We start from the raw sequence: 17,580 nt of genomic DNA on the forward strand, positions 1-17,580 counted from the left end.
AGACTAGAAAGAGAGGACAGGCGATGAGCGGATTTGTACATTTGCATGTTCATAGTGAATATAGCTTACTAGACGGCGCGGCGCGGATTGACAAGATGGTGGAACAAGCTGCACGCCTCGGTATGAAGTCACTCGCATTAACAGATCACGGTGTAATGTATGGCGTGGTTCCTTTTTATAAAGCATGTGTTCAGCATGGTATTCAGCCGATCATCGGCTGTGAAGCGTATTTGACGACGGGTTCGATGAAGGATAAGGGAACGCGTCAGGAGAATCCGATCTATCATCTTATTTTGCTCGCGAAGAATGAACAAGGGTATCGGAACTTGATGAAGCTCTGTTCACTCGGGCATTTAGAAGGATTTCATTATAAACCGCGCATTGATCTCACGGCGCTGCGGCAGTATTCAGAAGGGATTATCTGCCTGAGTGCTTGTCTTGGTGGTGAGATTCCGCAGCATTTATTGCATGGTCGACAGGAGGAAGCAAAAGCTTCAGCGCTGCGATATAAGGATATTTTCGGCGAAGATTTCTATTTGGAGCTTCAAGACCATGGGATTTCAGAGCAGAAGCGGGTAAATCCGCAGTTGATCGCATTAAGCGAAGAGACAGGCATTCCGCTCGTGGTGACGAATGATGTGCATTATATTGCGCCTGAGGATGCGGCGATGCAGGATGTCTTGATCTGTATTGGGACGGGCAAAACAGTCGACGCCGAAGACCGGCTTCGAATCACGACGGATCAGTTGTATTTGAAAAGTGAAGAGGAGATGGCTAAGTTATTTCCTCATGTCCCGGAAGCGATTGCAAATACGGAGAGGATCGCGGCCAAGTGTGCCGATATGAAGCTTGAATTCGGTCGGTCGATTCTCCCTGCATTTCAACCGATCCCAGAGGGGCAGACGGCGGGACAGTATTTGGCGGAGTTGTGTGAAGAAGGACTTGAACGCCGTTATGGTTCGTTACCCGTCTGGGAAGATTCATCGTACCGGGAGACGGTATGGCAACGGCTTCGATATGAGCTGGATGTTATTGCTCGAATGGGGTATTCCGATTATTTTCTCATCGTATGGGATTTCATTCGATTCGCCCATGAGAACGGGATTGCGACAGGTCCGGGACGGGGTTCGTCTGCCGGCAGCTTGGTCGCCTATGTACTGAATATTACCGATGTGGACCCGATTAAATATAAGCTATTGTTCGAGCGGTTCTTGAATCCTGCGCGGGTGACGATGCCTGATATCGATATCGATTTTAGTGATTTGCGGCGAGATGAAGTGATTGACTACGTTGTGCGCAAGTACGGCTCTGAACATGTGGCCCAGATCATTACGTTCGGAACGATGGCGGCTCGCGCAGCGGTCAGGGACGTCGGTCGCGTACTCAATATACCTTTTGGTGAAGTTGACCGTGTGGCCAAAATGATCCCGAATCAGCTTGGGGTTACGATTGAAGAGGCGCTGCAACTTAACCCGGATTTGGCTTCGCTTCAAGACCGTAGTGAGCGGGTTATGGAACTGGTTCATATGGCGATGAAAGTGGAAGGTATGCCGCGCCATGCTTCGACGCACGCCGCAGGGGTCGTTATATCGGAGGAGCCGCTTATGCATTATGTACCGCTGCAGGAAGGCTCGGAGACGACGGCGCTAACGCAGTATTCGATGGAAAATCTAGAGGCTGTGGGTCTGCTCAAAATGGATTTTCTCGGTTTGCGGACATTATCGATCATTGAAAGAACGCTCGCATGGATTCGTGAGGAGACGGGACAGACGATTGATTTCCACAAGGTACCGGATGACGATCCGGATACGTACGCGATGCTAGGACATGGGGATACGACAGGGATTTTTCAGTTGGAGTCTTCTGGGGTACGAAGAGTGTTGAAAGACCTTAAACCATCCGAATTCGAAGATATCATCTCAGTCGTTGCCTTGTATCGTCCAGGCCCGATGGAATTCATTCCGAAGTATATTCAGGGGAAGCACGGACAGATCGAAGTGGAATATCCGCATCCCTCGTTAGAGCCGATTCTGAAGGATACGTACGGGATCATTGTGTACCAAGAGCAAATTATGCAGATCGCTTCGCAGATGGCGGGCTTCACACTCGGTGAAGCGGATTTATTACGTCGGGCCGTATCGAAGAAGAAAAGGGAAGTGCTCGATGAGCAGCGCGCACATTTCGTGACAGGGAGTATTGGAGAAGGGTTTACGGAAGAGGAAGCGAATCATGTATATGATATGATTGTTCGCTTCGCCAATTACGGATACCCGCGCGCGCATGCGGCAGCATACGGTGTATTGGCGTTCCAGACCGCTTATCTGAAGGCCCATTATCCGGTGCAATTCATGTCATCGATGCTCGCATCGGTGATGGGAAATCACCGGAAAGTGGCGGAGTATGTGGATGCATCTAAGCATATGGGCATAGATGTGCTGCCTCCCGATGTGAACGAGAGTGGTGTGTTATTCACACCTGTTGCTTTTGAGGATGGGCGGCAAGCGATTCGTTTTGGCCTTGCTGCAATTAAAAATGTTGGTACGCAAGCCATTGAGAGCATTATGAAGGAGCGGGAAGAACGGCCGTATGATAGTCTGATTGATTTCTGTCGACGTATTGACCTGCGTGTGTGCAATAAGCGGGTGTTGGAATCGTTGATCCAAGGCGGAGCGCTCGATTCGCTGCCAGGGCACCGGGCACAGCTCATTGCTATGCTCGATGAGACCGTGGAAGCCGCGGTGAAATGGCGTAAAGAACGTGATGATCTCCAAATTCAGTTGTTCGGATTCATTGAAGTGAATAACTGGTCCATTGAATACCCGGACATTCGTCCATATACGATAACGCAGCAGTTGGAATTTGAACGGGAACTGCTTGGTCTTTATATTTCAGGACATCCCTTGGATGATCATGATGAAATGTTATCCAAGCTTGAGCTCGATCGACTCATGGATCTAATGGAAGCGCCTGATGAGAGCGAAGTGGTCGTAGCGGGTATGGTCGTATCGTTGAAGCAAATCTCGACCAAGCAGGGCAAGATGATGGGCTTTATGGAACTCGAAGATCGTATATCTCGTACGGAAGTGGTACTCTTCCCGAAGGTATGGGAGCGATGCCATGATCTGATCGACAAAGGCGCCCTGCTCGCGGTTCGTGCCAAGCTGCAGCAGCAAGACGAAGACTTTAAGCTGCTGGCTGACGACGTCGCGCCGCTTGACGCCGGCGCGATCCAGGGCCTGCTGCGGCGTCGCAGGCCGCAGCAACAGCGCGAGCTGCCTGCTGCCGCTACGCGGCCAGGCAGCAGCACCGCGCCGCGCGCCAGCGCCCCGCAAGGCGGCGCAGCGCAGGCGGCACCGCCAGCACCGCAGCCGAGCGCAGCATCGGCTCGCGGCGCGGCAGGCAAGCACGCGCATGCGGGGCAGCGCGTGTACATCAAGATCGCCGCCGATCGCGAGACGGCGACGATCCTGGCGCAGCTCAAGGAGCTGCTGCAGGAGCATCCAGGACAGATACCGACGGTCCTGTTCTATGAGCGGGAGCAGAAGGCGATGGCGCTGAGCGAGGCGTTCCATACGAAGCCTTCGCCGATTCTGCTGCAGCAGGTTGAGGCTCTCCTTGGCCCCTCAACCATCCGCATCAAGTGAGTGGGCTTTTGATCACGAAGTATTTTCGAAGAAGCTTACTCGGCGTCGAATCTTGCGTTCAAACTCGAAGTGCGGTACTCATTTAGGTTTTCCCTAAACTCCGTTCCTCCTTCTTCGTTTTCACGCAACCTTCTTGGTGCTGAAAAGCCCCTGCGACCTTTGATCGCGATGTGTATTCTTTGCAGTTTACTCGGCGTCGAATCTTGCATTCAAACTCGAAGGTAAGTAGCCATGTAGGCTCCTCCTATGCGACGCTCACATCAGGTTCACACAACCTTTACCACGAAGCTAGCGTGTAACGAATCGTAGACGCGCTATTCGTACAAATAACGGTTGATTTTCAGTTTAAGGAACTCCAGTGGCGTTATTGCGCTCAAAAGTTATGATTTCATGCAATTTTGAAGGAAATAACGATCTTGGAGTTCCTTAGCGAGTCTGCAGACTGTTTTTGATACGAATAAGGCTTATGAAGTTCGTTAGTAGTACATGTGATCCGAGCAATTGATCCGGTCTTGTGCAAGGCGAACAGCCTGACTTTCAATCTTGTGGTTGCTCATCCTATATTAAGGAAATATTGGTGATAAGCACCTTGAAAACAACGCATTCTTTCAATTTTAAAAAAATAAATTTTTACGTTTCTATGAACATTTGATCTTCCATCTGCATACATTTAGGTTACACTCAAAGGACAGGTGGGAGAAGCGTATGTCATATGAAATCGTAGTAAAAATGCTGGAGCGGCGCGGAGTTACGATTCAATCGATTACGGAAATTGTTCACAAGCTGCAGATTGCATATAACCCTAGATTAACCATGAAAGATTGTGAAGATAGTGTGATTGCGGTATTGCATAAGCGGGAAGTCCAATATACACTGTATACCGGCATTGCTTTGGATGAACTTGCAGAGCAGAAGAAGCTGCCACAGCCATTGCAAGCCATTATGGAAGCAGATGAATCCCTTTTTGGCGTTGATGAGACACTCGCTCTCGGCATTACGAATGTATACGGGATGATCGGGTTGACAAGCTTTGGCTATTTGGATAAAGAGAAGATAGGAATCATTCATCATCTAAATTCGAAGGGCCCGCATATTCATGTTTTTCTGGATGATCTTGTTGCTGGGTTAGCCGCTGCGGCATCAGCCAGAATCGCGCATGCCGATCCGCGAGCCATTGAATATCCACTGAATCCTCCCGATGCTACGTAAGAAGCATTCTTGATGTTAAAATGGGAGTTATGTTATCATTATTGCATTAATTGGGCTAATTTGTGAGGTTAAGGAGGACGAAGCGCATGTGGACGGTTATTTATATTGCTCCTACAGCGAAGATTGCAGACAGACTGAAGTCGAAACTGTCCGAAGAAGGTTTTTTGGTGCAAGTCCGCCCTATTAATCTATCGAAGCAGCAGTTTGAAATTCTAGTTCCTTCAGGCGAACTGGAGGAAGTTCAAGAAGTACTAAACTCAATTTTAAATTCGTAATTTTGGTGATTCAAAAAAAGTCACCTTATGATCACGATGACTACCCGAGAAGTTGATTCGACATCGAATCTTGCATTCAACTTCGAAGTCCGGTGCTCATTTAGGTTTTGCCTAAACTCCGCTCCTCCTTCTTCAGTTTCAAGCAACCTTCTCGGTGCTAATAAGTTGATTTTTTTGAACTTGATTAAGATACTATTCGAAATAGGTAACAAAAATAAGGCTTTTGTGGGGTGTAGTTGTGTTAAAAGACTTATTCCAGAAAAAAAGAAAGTACGCAACGGTTCCTTCCGAACGCACGGTACGCACGGGCGGAGCGGAAGAAGGCGAGCGTCCGAAACGCGAAATTCCTGAAGGACTTATGAATAAGTGCTCCAAATGCGGCACGATTCACTTTACGAAGGAATTAGAGAAGAGTCTTATGGTGTGTTCGAACTGTGGACATCATATGCGTCTAAGTGCAAGAGATCGTATTGCACTTACGGTCGACGAAGGTCGCTTCTTCGAATACGATGCGAATATGATTTCGGAAGACCCATTGGAGTTCCCTGGCTATACCAAGAAAGTAGAGCAGCAAAAGGCCAATTCAGGTCTACAAGAAGCGGTTGTAACCGGTGAAGGAACGATCGGAGGGTATCCGGTCGTCCTTGCCGTTATGAGCTTCGATTTCTTCAGCGGCAGTATGGGTAGCGTTGTCGGCGAGAAAGTGACGCGCGCTATTGAGACAGCAATGCAGAAGAAATATCCACTTATTATCTTCTCGACTTCCGGCGGTGCACGGATGCAAGAAGGGATTATTAGCCTCATGCAAATGGCGAAGACGAGCGCGGCACTTGCGAAATTCCATGAACAAGGCGGGCTCTATATTTCTGTCTTTACCGATCCGACCTTTGGTGGGGTATCGGCGAGCTTTGCGATGCTGGGCGACTTCATTTTGGCCGAGCCTGGCGCGAGTGCAGGCTTCGCGGGTCGTATTGTTATCGAACAGACGATTCGTCAGAAGCTGCCTGATAACTTCCAGACGGCGGAGTTTAACATGAAGCATGGACAACTCGACATGGTCGTTCATCGCAAAGATATGCGCAGTACATTGACCAAATTGCTTGATTTCCACACGGTGAAGGGGGATGTTTCACATGGCGAATGAAATGCCTTTTGAGACGGCTCTCGTCGAAATGCGCAAAAAAATTGATGAACTGAAGCAATTTGGCTCAGAGAAGGGTATCGATTTCACGGACGAAATTGCGCGCCTTGAAGAGCGCTATAAGCAATTAGAGGAAGAAGTGTACACGAACATATCCCCTTCTCAGAAAATGCATCTTGCACGTCATCAGGGGCGCCCGACATCGCTTGACTTCATTCAAGCGATTTTTACCGACTTCATGGAACTTCATGGTGATCGGTTGTACGGCGATGATATGGCTATCGTAGGCGGTTTGGCGAAATTAAACGGCTTGCCGGTTACGGTTATTGGACACCAACGCGGGAAAGATATGAAAGATAATATCGCGCGTTTCTTTGGGAGCCCGCATCCTGAAGGATTCCGCAAAGCGCTTCGTTTGATGCAGCAAGCGGACAAGTTTAACCGTCCGATCATTACGTTTATCGACACCAAAGGCGCTTACCCAGGGAACACCGCTGAAGAACGCGGTCAATCTGAAGCTATCGCACGAAATTTACGTGATATGATGCTGCTTCGGGTACCGATTATTTGCGTTGTGATCGGGGAAGGCGGAAGCGGCGGCGCACTTGCACTCGGCGTTGGAAATCGCGTGATCATGCTAGAGAATGCGATTTATTCCGCAATTTCACCGAATGGTGCGGCTTCAATTTTATGGAAAGACGCAGGCAAAGCCGATCAAGCGGCAGAAGCTCTGAAGATCACGGCTTCAGATTTGCTGCGGATGGAAATTATTGAGGAGATCGTTCCAGAACCGCGTGGGGGCGCACACAAAGATTTGACTTCGCAGGCGGAATGGATCAAGATTGCCATAGAGAAGCAATTATCTGAGCTAAGAGAAATGTCGACCGAACAATTACTTGAAGACCGTTATCATAAATTTCGGAAAATTGGTAAGTTTACCTTTGATGAAGTTCAATGATTGGCCGAAGGTTCAGTTGGAGAGACTGATGATATTGTAGTTATGACAATTCTCATGTACAAAAATGCTATTTTGTTGTAAATTTATTAGTTGTGAAGAGATGCTTTGAAAACGGAGGAAACCATAATGCGCAAAACTAAAATTGTATGTACGATCGGACCATCCAGCGAATCCCTAGAGAATACAAAGAAATTGATTCTAGCTGGCATGAATGTAGCACGTCTTAATTTTTCCCATGGTGATTTTGAAGAGCACGGCAATCGAATCAAGACGATTCGTCAAGCCTGCCAGGAATTAAATAAAACGGTTGCGATTCTACTAGACACGAAAGGTCCTGAGATTCGTACTGGTAAATTGGCTGTTGAGCCGATCGAATTGGTTCAAGACGAATTCATTACATTAACGACAGAAGAAATCCTTGGCGATAAAGATCGCATTTCGGTTACATATGAACAGTTGCCGAATGATGTCGAAGTTGGATCCACGATTCTTATCGATGACGGTCTAATTGGTCTAACGGTTGCTGAGATCCAAGGAACTGAAATCAAGTGTAAAATTGTGAATGGCGGCACAATCAAGAGCAAGAAAGGTGTTAACGTTCCAGGCGTTAAAATTTCTTTGCCAGGGATCACAGAAAAAGATGCAAGCGATATTCGCTTCGGGATTGAGCAAGGAATCGACTTCATCGCGGCTTCGTTCGTTCGTAAAGCTAGCGACGTGCTTGAAATTCGTGAATTGCTTGAGAAGCACAACGCTCAGCATATCCAAATCATCTCCAAAATCGAGAACCAACAAGGTGTTGACAACTTGGATGAAATCCTTGAAGTGTCTGACGGCCTAATGGTTGCTCGTGGTGATCTTGGTGTTGAGATCCCAGCTGAAGAAGTACCTCTTGCACAGAAATTGATGATCGAGAAATGTAACCGTGCAGGTAAGCCGGTTATCACAGCAACTCAAATGCTTGATTCCATGCAACGTAACCCAAGACCTACGCGCGCTGAAGCAAGTGACGTAGCGAATGCGATTTTCGACGGTACAGATGCAATCATGCTATCAGGTGAGACAGCAGCAGGGAAATATCCTGTTGAGTCCGTTGAGACGATGTCTCGTATCGCTGAGCGTGCAGAGTCAGCACTTCATTACCGTGAGCTGTTCTTCAAACAACGTTTAGCACAACAAGCTTCCGTTACAGAAGCGATCAGCCAAGCAGTTGCAAGCTCTGCATTAGATTTGGATGCAAAAGCAATCATCAGCTCGACTCAATCCGGTTACACAGCACGTATGGTATCCAAATACCGTCCGAAAGCACCGATTGTTGCTGTAACTCCTGAAGATCAAGTGATGCGTCGTCTTGCGTTAACTTGGGGTGTTATCCCGGTTAAAGGCGAAGTTGCAACATCGACAGATAGCATGTTCGACAGCGCGATCCAAGGTGGATTTAACTCCGGTCTTGTTGAAGAGGATGATCTTATCGTGATTACTGCCGGTGTACCAACAGGACAATCCGGTTCGACGAACTTGATCAAAGTTTGCCACGCGAAAAAACGTTAATTCATTATAGATAGCAAGCAAAATAGGAAGAGCAATGGGACAAGCCATTGCTCTTTTTTTGCAAAAAGGAGCCGTGGTACAATGATGGAAATGGAGCAATATAGCCGTTGGTTTTATACGCAATTACGGGTAAGATATCAAGAGACAGACCAGATGGGTGTCGTGTATCATGCGAATTACTTGAACTGGTTCGAAATTGGGCGGACAGAGCTCATTCGCGAGTTAGGAATCCAATACATTGATATCGAGAAACGTGGATTATTGCTGCCTGTGACGGAGTTAACGACAAAATTCCGGATGCCTGCGAGATATGATGACCAAATCACTGTATGTACCCGGATCGCTGCTTATAGTTCACGGAAGCTGCATTTCCAATCGGAGGTCCGCCTTTTCTCGGATGAGGAGCGCAATGCATTAGATTCCTCCCCATCATGGGCGGTGCCTAAAGGCAAACTTCTCGTATCCGGTGAGACACACCATGTTTGGGTCAATCGCGATTTTCGTCCAGTGCGTATGGATAAGGAAGCGCCAGAACTATTTGTCTGTTTAGAACAAGCTGTAGAAAGGATGGACCCGGATGCTTAGAAATAGCATATGGATCGTGTTAGCGGTTTTTGTAGCTGAAGCTTTTGGTATTACACTTGTAAGCAGCTGGATCGGTGGCCTCTACACCTTGCTCCTGATAGCTCTAACCTCTCTACTGGGTATTGCGATCACGCGATTTGAAGGTATGAAGGTGCTGGAAGATGCCAAGCGGCAAATGAGTGAGGGGAAAGTCCCTGGACGCACCTTTATTGACGGCATTTGTGTGCTCCTTGGCGGCTGGTTACTCATCATCCCTGGCTTTATTACCGATATTATTGGGTTTACGTTGGCATTTCCGCTGACCCGGCCTTTGTACCGCTGGTTGATTCTGATGTGGATTATGAAGAAAATGCAGAATGGCAAATTTACAATTTATCGCCGTTAGATTTGACGACCGCCTCTGAAAATATAGTGCCATACGTCACGGAACACGTTCGCGCGTTGGATCGCGGATGCAATCACAAGTGTCACCGGACCAATGATAAGTCCCAGTATGCCGAAGAGTTGAAGTCCCACGAACATGGCGATTAGTGTAGGAAGCGGATTTAACCCCACGCTTGAAGCAAGGACTTTAGGCTCTACAATTTGTCTTGCAATGAGAACGACGCAATAGAGTATGCTGAGACCTATGGCTTGATTATGGTTTCCACTCATGTAAGAATAAGCAATCCACGGTATCATCGCGATGCCAACCCCGAGGTAAGGCATGAGGTCCAATAGTCCTATAAGTAATCCAATTGTAATCGCATATTGAATATGTAGAATAATGAGACCAATGATGACGACAATAGCTGTTAATGAGATGACGATAAACTGCGCTCGGAGATATCCGAATAGCGCTTTCTGAAGATCAACCCATATGATTGATATTGGCTGCTGGACACGTTCTGGCAGCCATTTACGTACCCATCGCATGAGATCCGCCCAATCTTTACTGATGAAGAAGACGGCAAGGATCACCACGATGAAGATCGTTGCAATATTGGGGAGCGACGAGAGAATCGACAGGATACTGTTGAGCATGGAGCTGATGAGATTCGAGACGGCATCGGTCAAGGTTTGCGCTGTATGATTCATATTGTTATTGATTGTGTCCTGCACATTTCGGTTATTTTCATAGAATGAGCTGATTTGGGTGATGAATCTGTTCAATTGTTCGTTCTCTAGAATGTTCACGAGCATATTTTTTAGATCATTAATACTGCCTTCGAGTGATTGCGAGAGGTTGAAGATCTCGATAATGATGCGTGTAATGACAGCGGACACGATAGTGAGCATGATAACGACGAACCCAAGGATTGCGATGGTCACAGCAAGCCACCTTGGCATTTTCCCCTTTCGTTCGAGCATATTAACGATTGGATTCAGGAAATAAGCGATGATCCAAGCTAGAATGAACGGATAGATGAGTGGGGTTACCCAGTAAAGCGCATAAATAAACACAATAAAGATGAATAACACCCAGCAGCCGCGAAGGATTTTTTTAACAATTAAGTGATCCAAGGAGATCGCTCCTTTGCAGAATTTCCGATTTGGACTTGTCTATTGATATCTATGCTTGTTCCTTTCAAATCACGACTTTATTTTGTGTTTACACTCCGTTTACAAAATCTTAAAACTGTCCGAACATTCTTGATGGATAATAGACTCATTACAGGATTAAGGGGAATCCCTTGAGGAGAAAGGACTTCGGACACGGATGATTTCTGCAAAATATGTGAATCGTGACTTAAGCTGGTTGGAATTTAATCGCCGTGTACTGGAAGAGGCGCAGGATCCAGAGACGCCGCTATTGGAACGGGTGAAATTTTTATCGATTGTATCTAGCAATTTGGATGAGTTTATGAGTGTGCGTGTCGCAGGGATTCATGATCAATTACGGCTTGGATATCACAAAAAAGATTTTACCGGCTATACGCCTTCAGGGTTATTAAAGCGCCTTATGAAGCGCACGAGCAAAGCGGTGACCGATCAGTATCGAACGTATCGTGAATTAATCCGAAGTTTGCATAAAGAAGGGTTGGTATTTACGACCTTTGATGATTTAAATAGCACGCAGCAGAAGGCCATGCAGATCTATTTTGATGAAATTGTATTCCCGGTATTAACTCCGATGGCGGTGGATCAGAGCCGTCCATTCCCGCTTGTTCATACGAATGAGCTGTATCTAGCTGTCGTGCTGCAGCGGAGAGTACAAGGGCCGGATAAATTACAGGAACCCGAACAGGAGCCGTTCTTTTCGGTCGTACAGGTCCCGTCGATCCTTCCGAGGTATATTCATGTACCTAATCGAACGAACAGCAAGAAGCAGGAATTCATCCTGTTAGAAGACTTGATCAAAGTACATATCGAGATTCTGTTCAGCGGCTATATTCCTGTTGCCGTTCATGGTTTCCGAATGACTAGGAACGCCGACCTGACCCTGGATGAAGAAGGCGCAGAAGATTTGCTGGAAGAGATTGAGAAGGAGCTAAGGCGGCGGCGTTGGGGCGTTCCGGTCCGACTCGAAATTGAATCGGGGATGCACCCCTATGCACTTCAACTGCTTCAAGAAGAATTCGAAATTATGGAGCATGTGTTTACGATTGACGGTCCAATTGACTTAAGCTTTCTGATGAAGTTCACGATGTCACTTCAGAATGCGGACCATCTGCGATATCCGAAGCTGGATCCGGTGTATTCGGAAGAGCTCGCAGATGCCGATGATTTGTTCAGTGTGTTGAGGATGAAGGATGTGCTAATGTATCATCCTTACGAGTCATTTGATGTGGTGAACGATTTTATATGTCAAGCAGCGGATGACCCCGATGTGTTAGCGATCAAAATGACGTTATACCGCGTCTCAGGTAACTCTATTCTTGTCCAAGCGTTGGCGAGGGCCGCGGAATCCGGGAAGCAAGTGACCGTCGTCGTGGAGCTGAAGGCACGGTTCGATGAAGAACGGAATATTGCATGGGCACGTCAGCTCGAGAAAGCAGGATGTCACGTCGTATATGGACTTGTGGGCTTAAAGACGCATGCGAAGATTACGCTTGTCGTACGGCGCGAACAATCTATGCTCCGTCGGTATGTCCATGTGGGGACAGGTAATTATAACGAAAATACGGCCAAGCTATACACGGATGTTGGTCTCTTCACTTCCAATTCGGTGATCGGCGAAGATGCGTCGCTGCTGTTCAATGAGGTGACCGGATATTCTGCACCGCATGATTGGCAGGCGTTCGTCGTGGCACCGACGGAATTGAAGGACAAGCTAATCAGCAAAATCAAACGCGAAATGAAATGGGCCTCAGAAGGTAAAGAAGCGCATATCATCGCACAGATTAATTCGTTGTCCAATCAAGAAATGATCGATCAGCTCTACGCTGCTTCACAGATGGGTGTTCGAATTGATCTTATCGTTCGAGGGGTGTGCTGTTTAAGACCCGGAGTGCCTGGCTTAAGTGAGAATATTCGTGTTATTAGCATTGTGGATCGTTTCTTGGAGCATTCCCGAATCATCTATTTCAAGAACGGCGAAGACGAAGAAGTATATTTATCGAGTGCCGATTGGATGACACGGAATTTGACGCGTCGTATTGAACTGATGTGTCCTGTGTTCGATAAGGCGCTCCGGAAGTCTTTGATTCGAATGTTGGATTTGAAATTAAGAGATAATTCAAAGGCAAGGGAATTGCAATTGAATGGAACGTATACGCGTGTGAGACAGGAGAATCAAGCTTGCCGCAGTCAGTTCGAAGCAATGCATATTGAAGCATGGAAGTCTGTGCCCGTTCGTGTCTGATAATTGGGAATCATAGGGCGAAAGAAATAACGCAAACAGGGTGTTCTCCGAACTTGTGACAGTTCGGAGAACACCCTGTTTTTGGTTCGTAAAGCGACCCAAGATGAGACGAGTGGTTCAAAGCTCAGATGTTAGTATAGGGGTAAGATCCCACGCTTTTTTGAACTCTTTTGCTACACCTTGCACTTCCATTTGTTCAAACGCGATACTGATACCGTGATGGTGCAAGGCCTGAATTCGTAATTTATTTTTTCGAATCTGAATGTTTAATGATTCTATGGATTGCGTTTCACTTTTGTCGAGTGCAATAGCAAGCTGCAACAAAGCCCCTAGCTTGCATAGTCGTGGATAATCACTCTCATCAAGTATTTCTTTGTACTCGGCAACGACTTGACGCGCACGGCTCTTGGTCGTATATGAGGCAATCATGGCACAAAGGATTAGCTCCCGATGCGTCAAACCATAAAGACGTGCATTCATGATCAGATAGAACGTATGTTGACTGTAACCGTAATAATCAATGATGGTACCGATTCGATAGAGCAAGGAGCTGATGTGCAAATACAGCCCGTCCTGCACAGTTAACTTAAATTGCTTGTCCTCATGAAGGCTATGGAAGAGCTGATTCCCAAGCCGGTTGACCTGTTCGACATGATCCTTTGGTAAAGCGGATAAATGCAGAGCTATCAAGTTTCTCAGGCTATATTCCAATACCTTCGGGACAATCGGTGCTTCCGGCATAATGGTCTCGTAGAACAAGCCGTCTCGAATACCAGATCCGCTCATCATATAATGACTGCAACCACAATGCTGGAACATCGTCTGTAGAATAATTATGCCTGGGATAATGATATCCGCACGGTCTTTGGATAATCCGGGCACACTGGTGCGCTGTGCGAGCGGGAGATCTCGTAGCCGCCCCAGCATGTCTGACACTTGCTGGGATTCCATTTGGTATTGATGAATACGCTGGAGCGGGTATTTCGTGCGCAGCTGCTCTATTTTGGCAATGGTTCGTGCAGCCCCTCCTAAACCGATCATAGGTAAGCCAGGTGCATTGGTAAGCCACGGCTCCTGTTGAATAGCTTGTTTTACCATGGATTGTATTCGTTTCATATCTGAATCGGAGAGCGGATCACTCTGCCCGAATGTTCTAGATGTATTTACACAACCAAACGGGAAGGACACACTATTCACAATTTTACGATTTCTAAATAATGTGATTTCGGAGCTGCCACCGCCAATGTCTATAAGAAATCCGTCTTGGACATCCATGGTGTTCGCCATACTAATAAATCCGTAGTAGGCTTCTTGCTCGCCCGATAATACCTCAATCGTTAAACCAGTATGTTGTTGCAAATACGTAATGAGCGCATTGCGGTTGCCCGCATTGCGTATCGCAGCTGTCGCTGCTACGCGGATTGTATCTGCTTGATGGATTTCACATATCCGTTTGAAGTGATTTAAACGTTCAATCAAAGGTTGAAGTTGATCCAAATCGATCTTATTCTCCGAATCGACAAGTTGGCTAAGTCTTGCTGCGTATTTACTCTCATCAATGACTTGGAAGGCCCCGTTCTCTGAACGATTGTATACGACGAGACGAATGGAGTTGGATCCGATGTCAATGATGCCGATGCTTAATGAATTGCGCATACGGATGCCCCTTTTTTGAAGATTTTCGCTTATTGTACCATCAATAATAGCTTCTATGAAATATGTTACAAAAAAAGATGATGGGTGTGATAAACAATTCTATTCGCTTTTCCGTCTTTTCATGTTCACATAACATCCAAAGTCTTATATTATTAGTATAGCAATAAGTATTGACAAATAGAGGTATCTAATCGGCAACCGCTTTCATTTTCAGACAAATTTCACGCTGCTTTATCTTTTTTTAACGTTTATTTCGCTAACATTGCAAAGGAGAGAAGTATATGACAGCGACAAAAGGCTTGGAAGGAATTGTTGCAACAACTTCATCGATCAGCTCCATTATTGACGGTGTTCTGACATACCGTGGCTATAATATTGATGATCTTGCAGTACATGCATCTTTTGAAGAAGTAATCTATTTACTCTGGTATGGAAGATTCCCTGTGCAATCCGAATTGGATCAATTGCTTCGCGACCTAAGTGAATCCGCTGCGATTCCATCCGAATTGGTTGAACAAATGAGATTATATCCTACGGGGACGAACACGATGGCAGCATTGCGATCAGCCGTCTCTGCACTTGCTTTGTATGATGAAACAGCGAATGAAATGAGTTCTGAAGCGAATTTCCGGAAAGCGATTAAGCTGCAAGCTCAATTGCCGACAATTGTTGCTACTTTGTCACGTCTTCGTGCAGGTCTTGAACCAATTGCGCCGAAATCCGGTGTGTCCATCGCGCATAACTTTTTGTACATGCTAAACGGTGAGGAACCTAGCGAACTAGCTGTGAAAGCGCTAAACCAAGCTCTCGTTCTTCATGCAGACCACGAATTGAATGCTTCCACATTCGCTGCTCGCGTAACGGTTGCGACGTTGTCAGATATCTATTCTGGTGTGACATCAGCTATCGGCGCGTTGAAGGGACCTCTTCACGGCGGAGCGAACGAAGCGGTTATGGTGATGCTCGAAGAGATCGGATCCTTCGACCGTGTTGAAGATTATGTACAGACGAAGCTGGATAACAAAGAGAAAATTATGGGTTTCGGACATCGCGTGTATAAGGGCGGCGATCCACGTGCGAAGCACTTGCAGAAGATGTCACAGGATTTGAGCCAGCTGCAAGGCAACACGGAATTGTACGATATGTCAGTTCGCATCGAAGAGATGGTAACAGGCCAGAAGGGCCTCAAGCCGAATGTTGATTTCTACTCTGCTTCGGTTTACACGATTCTTGGCATTCAACGTGAGCTATTTACACCAATCTTTGCAATTAGCCGTGTATCTGGATGGACAGCGCATATCTTGGAGCAGTATGAGAACAACCGTCTCATCCGTCCTCGTGCAGAATATACAGGTCTCACGAATCAAAAATATATTCCGATTCAAAATCGTTAATTTTTCAGGTATGATCATAGGTAGTAATGATAGAAAGAATTTGTAAGAAGATGAAGGAGGATTTAATTCATGCAACTTGAGAAATTTGCTTTACCAACAGAAGGCGACAAAATTACAATCGATAACGGGAAACTTCAGGTTCCTAGCAACCCGATCATTCCGTTCATCGAAGGCGACGGCACAGGCCGTGATATCTGGAAAGCTTCCAAACGCGTGCTAGATGCAGCGGTAGAGAAAGCTTACAACGGCGACAAGAAAATCGCTTGGTACGAAGTGTTCGCAGGGGAGAAAGCATTCAATGCGTACGGCGAATGGTTGCCAAATGATACGTTAACAGCAATTCGTGAATATATCGTAGCAATCAAAGGACCACTTACAACGCCAATCGGCGGCGGTATTCGTTCCTTGAACGTTGCACTTCGTCAAGAACTAGATTTGTACACTTGCTTGCGTCCAGTGCGTTATTTCGACGGCGTACCTTCGCCTGTGAAACGTCCTGAGCTTGTAGACATGGTTATTTTCCGTGAGAATACAGAAGATATCTATGCTGGAATCGAGTATGCTTCAGGTTCTGCTGAAGTGAAGAAGATGCTTGAATTCTTGCAACAAGAAATGGGCGTGAAGAAAATTCGCTTCCCAGAGACTTCTGGTATTGGTATTAAGCCTGTATCCGAAGAGGGTTCCAAACGTTTGGTACGCGCTGCCGTAGAATATGCAATTAAACATGAACGTAAGAGTGTAACCCTTGTACATAAGGGGAACATCATGAAGTTCACAGAAGGCGCGTTCAAGAACTGGGGATATGAAGTGGCTGAGCAAGAGTTCGGCGATAAAGTATTCACATGGGATCAATATGATCGCATCAAAGCAGCTGACGGCGTAGACGCAGCGAACAAAGCACAAGCTGATGCGCTTGCAGCAGGTGCAATTCTTGTTAAAGACGCAATCGCGGATATCGCATTGCAGCAAGTATTGACGCGTCCAACAGATTTCGACGTGATCGCTACGCTCAACTTGAACGGTGACTACTTGTCCGATGCGCTTGCAGCACAAGTTGGCGGTATCGGTATCGCGCCAGGAGCGAACATCAACTATGTGACTGGACACGCGATCTTCGAAGCTACGCATGGTACAGCTCCGAAATATGCGGACCTTGACGTGGTTAACCCAGGTTCTGTGATCCTTTCCGGCGTTATGCTTCTTGAGCATTTGGGCTGGCAGGAAGCTGCAGACCTTATCTATAAAGGTATGGAGGCTTCCATCAACAACAAGACAGTAACTTACGATTTTGCCCGCCTCATGGAAGGCGCTACAGAAGTGAAATGCTCTGCATTTGCAGATGAAATTATCAAAAACATGTAGTTACATTTAAGGGGGCAATCG

The 17,580-nt window shown here is 46.6% G+C and carries 13 protein-coding genes; 11 read left to right on the forward strand and 2 right to left on the reverse strand.

Annotated elements, in window-relative coordinates:
* Positions 1-23: 23 nt before the first annotated feature.
* The 8 genes from AC3WU2_RS13350 to AC3WU2_RS13385 all read left to right on the forward strand — a co-directional run bounded on the left by AC3WU2_RS13350 (position 24) and on the right by AC3WU2_RS13385 (position 9,748).
* Positions 24-3,644 (forward strand): DNA polymerase III subunit alpha, encoded by a 3,621-nt coding sequence (locus AC3WU2_RS13350; RefSeq protein ID WP_492454836.1) that lies wholly within the window; start codon positions 24-26, stop codon positions 3,642-3,644.
* Between the two features lie 705 nt (positions 3,645-4,349).
* Positions 4,350-4,853: a phosphatidylglycerophosphatase A family protein gene (locus tag AC3WU2_RS13355; RefSeq protein WP_018756084.1), complete on the forward strand. Its 504-nt coding sequence runs from the start codon at positions 4,350-4,352 to the stop codon at positions 4,851-4,853.
* 86 nt (positions 4,854-4,939) lie between these two features.
* A complete protein-coding gene (locus AC3WU2_RS13360) occupies positions 4,940-5,128 on the forward strand; it encodes a hypothetical protein (RefSeq protein ID WP_018756083.1) in 189 nt (62 codons plus the stop codon).
* Positions 5,129-5,366: 238 nt separating this feature from the next.
* On the forward strand, positions 5,367-6,272 hold the full coding sequence (accD, locus tag AC3WU2_RS13365) for an acetyl-CoA carboxylase, carboxyltransferase subunit beta (RefSeq protein WP_018756082.1): 906 nt from the start codon (positions 5,367-5,369) through the stop codon (positions 6,270-6,272).
* Complete coding sequence (locus AC3WU2_RS13370) at positions 6,262-7,227, forward strand: acetyl-CoA carboxylase carboxyltransferase subunit alpha (RefSeq protein ID WP_492454839.1); 966 nt, start codon at positions 6,262-6,264, stop codon at positions 7,225-7,227. Before accD ends, AC3WU2_RS13370 begins: the two co-directional genes overlap by 11 nt.
* 126 nt (positions 7,228-7,353) lie before the next feature.
* A complete protein-coding gene (pyk, locus tag AC3WU2_RS13375) occupies positions 7,354-8,778 on the forward strand; it encodes a pyruvate kinase (RefSeq protein WP_018756080.1) in 1,425 nt (474 codons plus the stop codon).
* A gap of 81 nt (positions 8,779-8,859) precedes the next feature.
* Positions 8,860-9,363, forward strand: coding sequence for an acyl-CoA thioesterase (locus AC3WU2_RS13380; RefSeq protein WP_492454842.1), 504 nt, complete (start codon positions 8,860-8,862; stop codon positions 9,361-9,363).
* On the forward strand, positions 9,356-9,748 hold the full coding sequence (locus AC3WU2_RS13385; protein ID WP_492454844.1) for an FxsA family protein: 393 nt from the start codon (positions 9,356-9,358) through the stop codon (positions 9,746-9,748). The genes AC3WU2_RS13380 and AC3WU2_RS13385 overlap by 8 nt, the downstream gene beginning before the upstream one ends.
* On the opposite strand, the gene ytvI is transcribed toward AC3WU2_RS13385, so the two are convergent.
* Complete coding sequence (gene ytvI / locus AC3WU2_RS13390; protein ID WP_492454846.1) at positions 9,745-10,866, reverse strand: sporulation integral membrane protein YtvI; 1,122 nt, start codon at positions 10,864-10,866, stop codon at positions 9,745-9,747. The genes AC3WU2_RS13385 and ytvI overlap by 4 nt on opposite strands.
* A gap of 196 nt (positions 10,867-11,062) precedes the next feature.
* Between ytvI and ppk1 the strand changes: the two genes are divergently transcribed.
* Positions 11,063-13,147: a polyphosphate kinase 1 gene (gene ppk1 / locus AC3WU2_RS13395; RefSeq protein WP_492454848.1), complete on the forward strand. Its 2,085-nt coding sequence runs from the start codon at positions 11,063-11,065 to the stop codon at positions 13,145-13,147.
* Between the two features lie 117 nt (positions 13,148-13,264).
* On the opposite strand, the gene AC3WU2_RS13400 is transcribed toward ppk1, so the two are convergent.
* Positions 13,265-14,803, reverse strand: a complete 1,539-nt coding sequence (locus AC3WU2_RS13400; RefSeq protein ID WP_492454850.1) for a Ppx/GppA phosphatase family protein — start codon at positions 14,801-14,803, stop codon at positions 13,265-13,267.
* A 281-nt stretch (positions 14,804-15,084) separates the two neighbouring features.
* Between AC3WU2_RS13400 and citZ the strand changes: the two genes are divergently transcribed.
* Positions 15,085-16,197 carry a citrate synthase gene (gene citZ / locus AC3WU2_RS13405; protein WP_018756074.1) on the forward strand — a complete coding sequence of 371 codons (1,113 nt, stop codon included), beginning with the start codon at positions 15,085-15,087 and terminating at the stop codon, positions 16,195-16,197.
* A gap of 69 nt (positions 16,198-16,266) precedes the next feature.
* On the forward strand, positions 16,267-17,559 hold the full coding sequence (icd, locus tag AC3WU2_RS13410; protein ID WP_492454853.1) for an NADP-dependent isocitrate dehydrogenase: 1,293 nt from the start codon (positions 16,267-16,269) through the stop codon (positions 17,557-17,559).
* Positions 17,560-17,580 lie beyond the last annotated feature (21 nt).

This window comes from Paenibacillus sp. EB106-05-06-XG162 (assembly GCF_058791655.1).

Bases quoted from the DNA above. Each gene is read 5' to 3' on its own strand.
- AC3WU2_RS13350 (WP_492454836.1), top strand. From the start codon at position 24: ATGAGCGGATTTGTACATTTGCATGTTCATAGTGAATATAGCTTACTA.
- AC3WU2_RS13355 (WP_018756084.1), top strand. From the start codon at position 4,350: ATGTCATATGAAATCGTAGTAAAAATGCTGGAGCGGCGCGGAGTTACG.
- AC3WU2_RS13360 (WP_018756083.1), top strand. From the start codon at position 4,940: ATGTGGACGGTTATTTATATTGCTCCTACAGCGAAGATTGCAGACAGA.
- AC3WU2_RS13370 (WP_492454839.1), top strand. From the start codon at position 6,262: ATGGCGAATGAAATGCCTTTTGAGACGGCTCTCGTCGAAATGCGCAAA.
- pyk (WP_018756080.1), top strand. From the start codon at position 7,354: ATGCGCAAAACTAAAATTGTATGTACGATCGGACCATCCAGCGAATCC.
- AC3WU2_RS13380 (WP_492454842.1), top strand. From the start codon at position 8,860: ATGATGGAAATGGAGCAATATAGCCGTTGGTTTTATACGCAATTACGG.
- AC3WU2_RS13385 (WP_492454844.1), top strand. From the start codon at position 9,356: ATGCTTAGAAATAGCATATGGATCGTGTTAGCGGTTTTTGTAGCTGAA.
- ppk1 (WP_492454848.1), top strand. From the start codon at position 11,063: ATGATTTCTGCAAAATATGTGAATCGTGACTTAAGCTGGTTGGAATTT.
- AC3WU2_RS13400 (WP_492454850.1), bottom strand. From the start codon at position 14,803: ATGCGCAATTCATTAAGCATCGGCATCATTGACATCGGATCCAACTCC.
- citZ (WP_018756074.1), top strand. From the start codon at position 15,085: ATGACAGCGACAAAAGGCTTGGAAGGAATTGTTGCAACAACTTCATCG.
- icd (WP_492454853.1), top strand. From the start codon at position 16,267: ATGCAACTTGAGAAATTTGCTTTACCAACAGAAGGCGACAAAATTACA.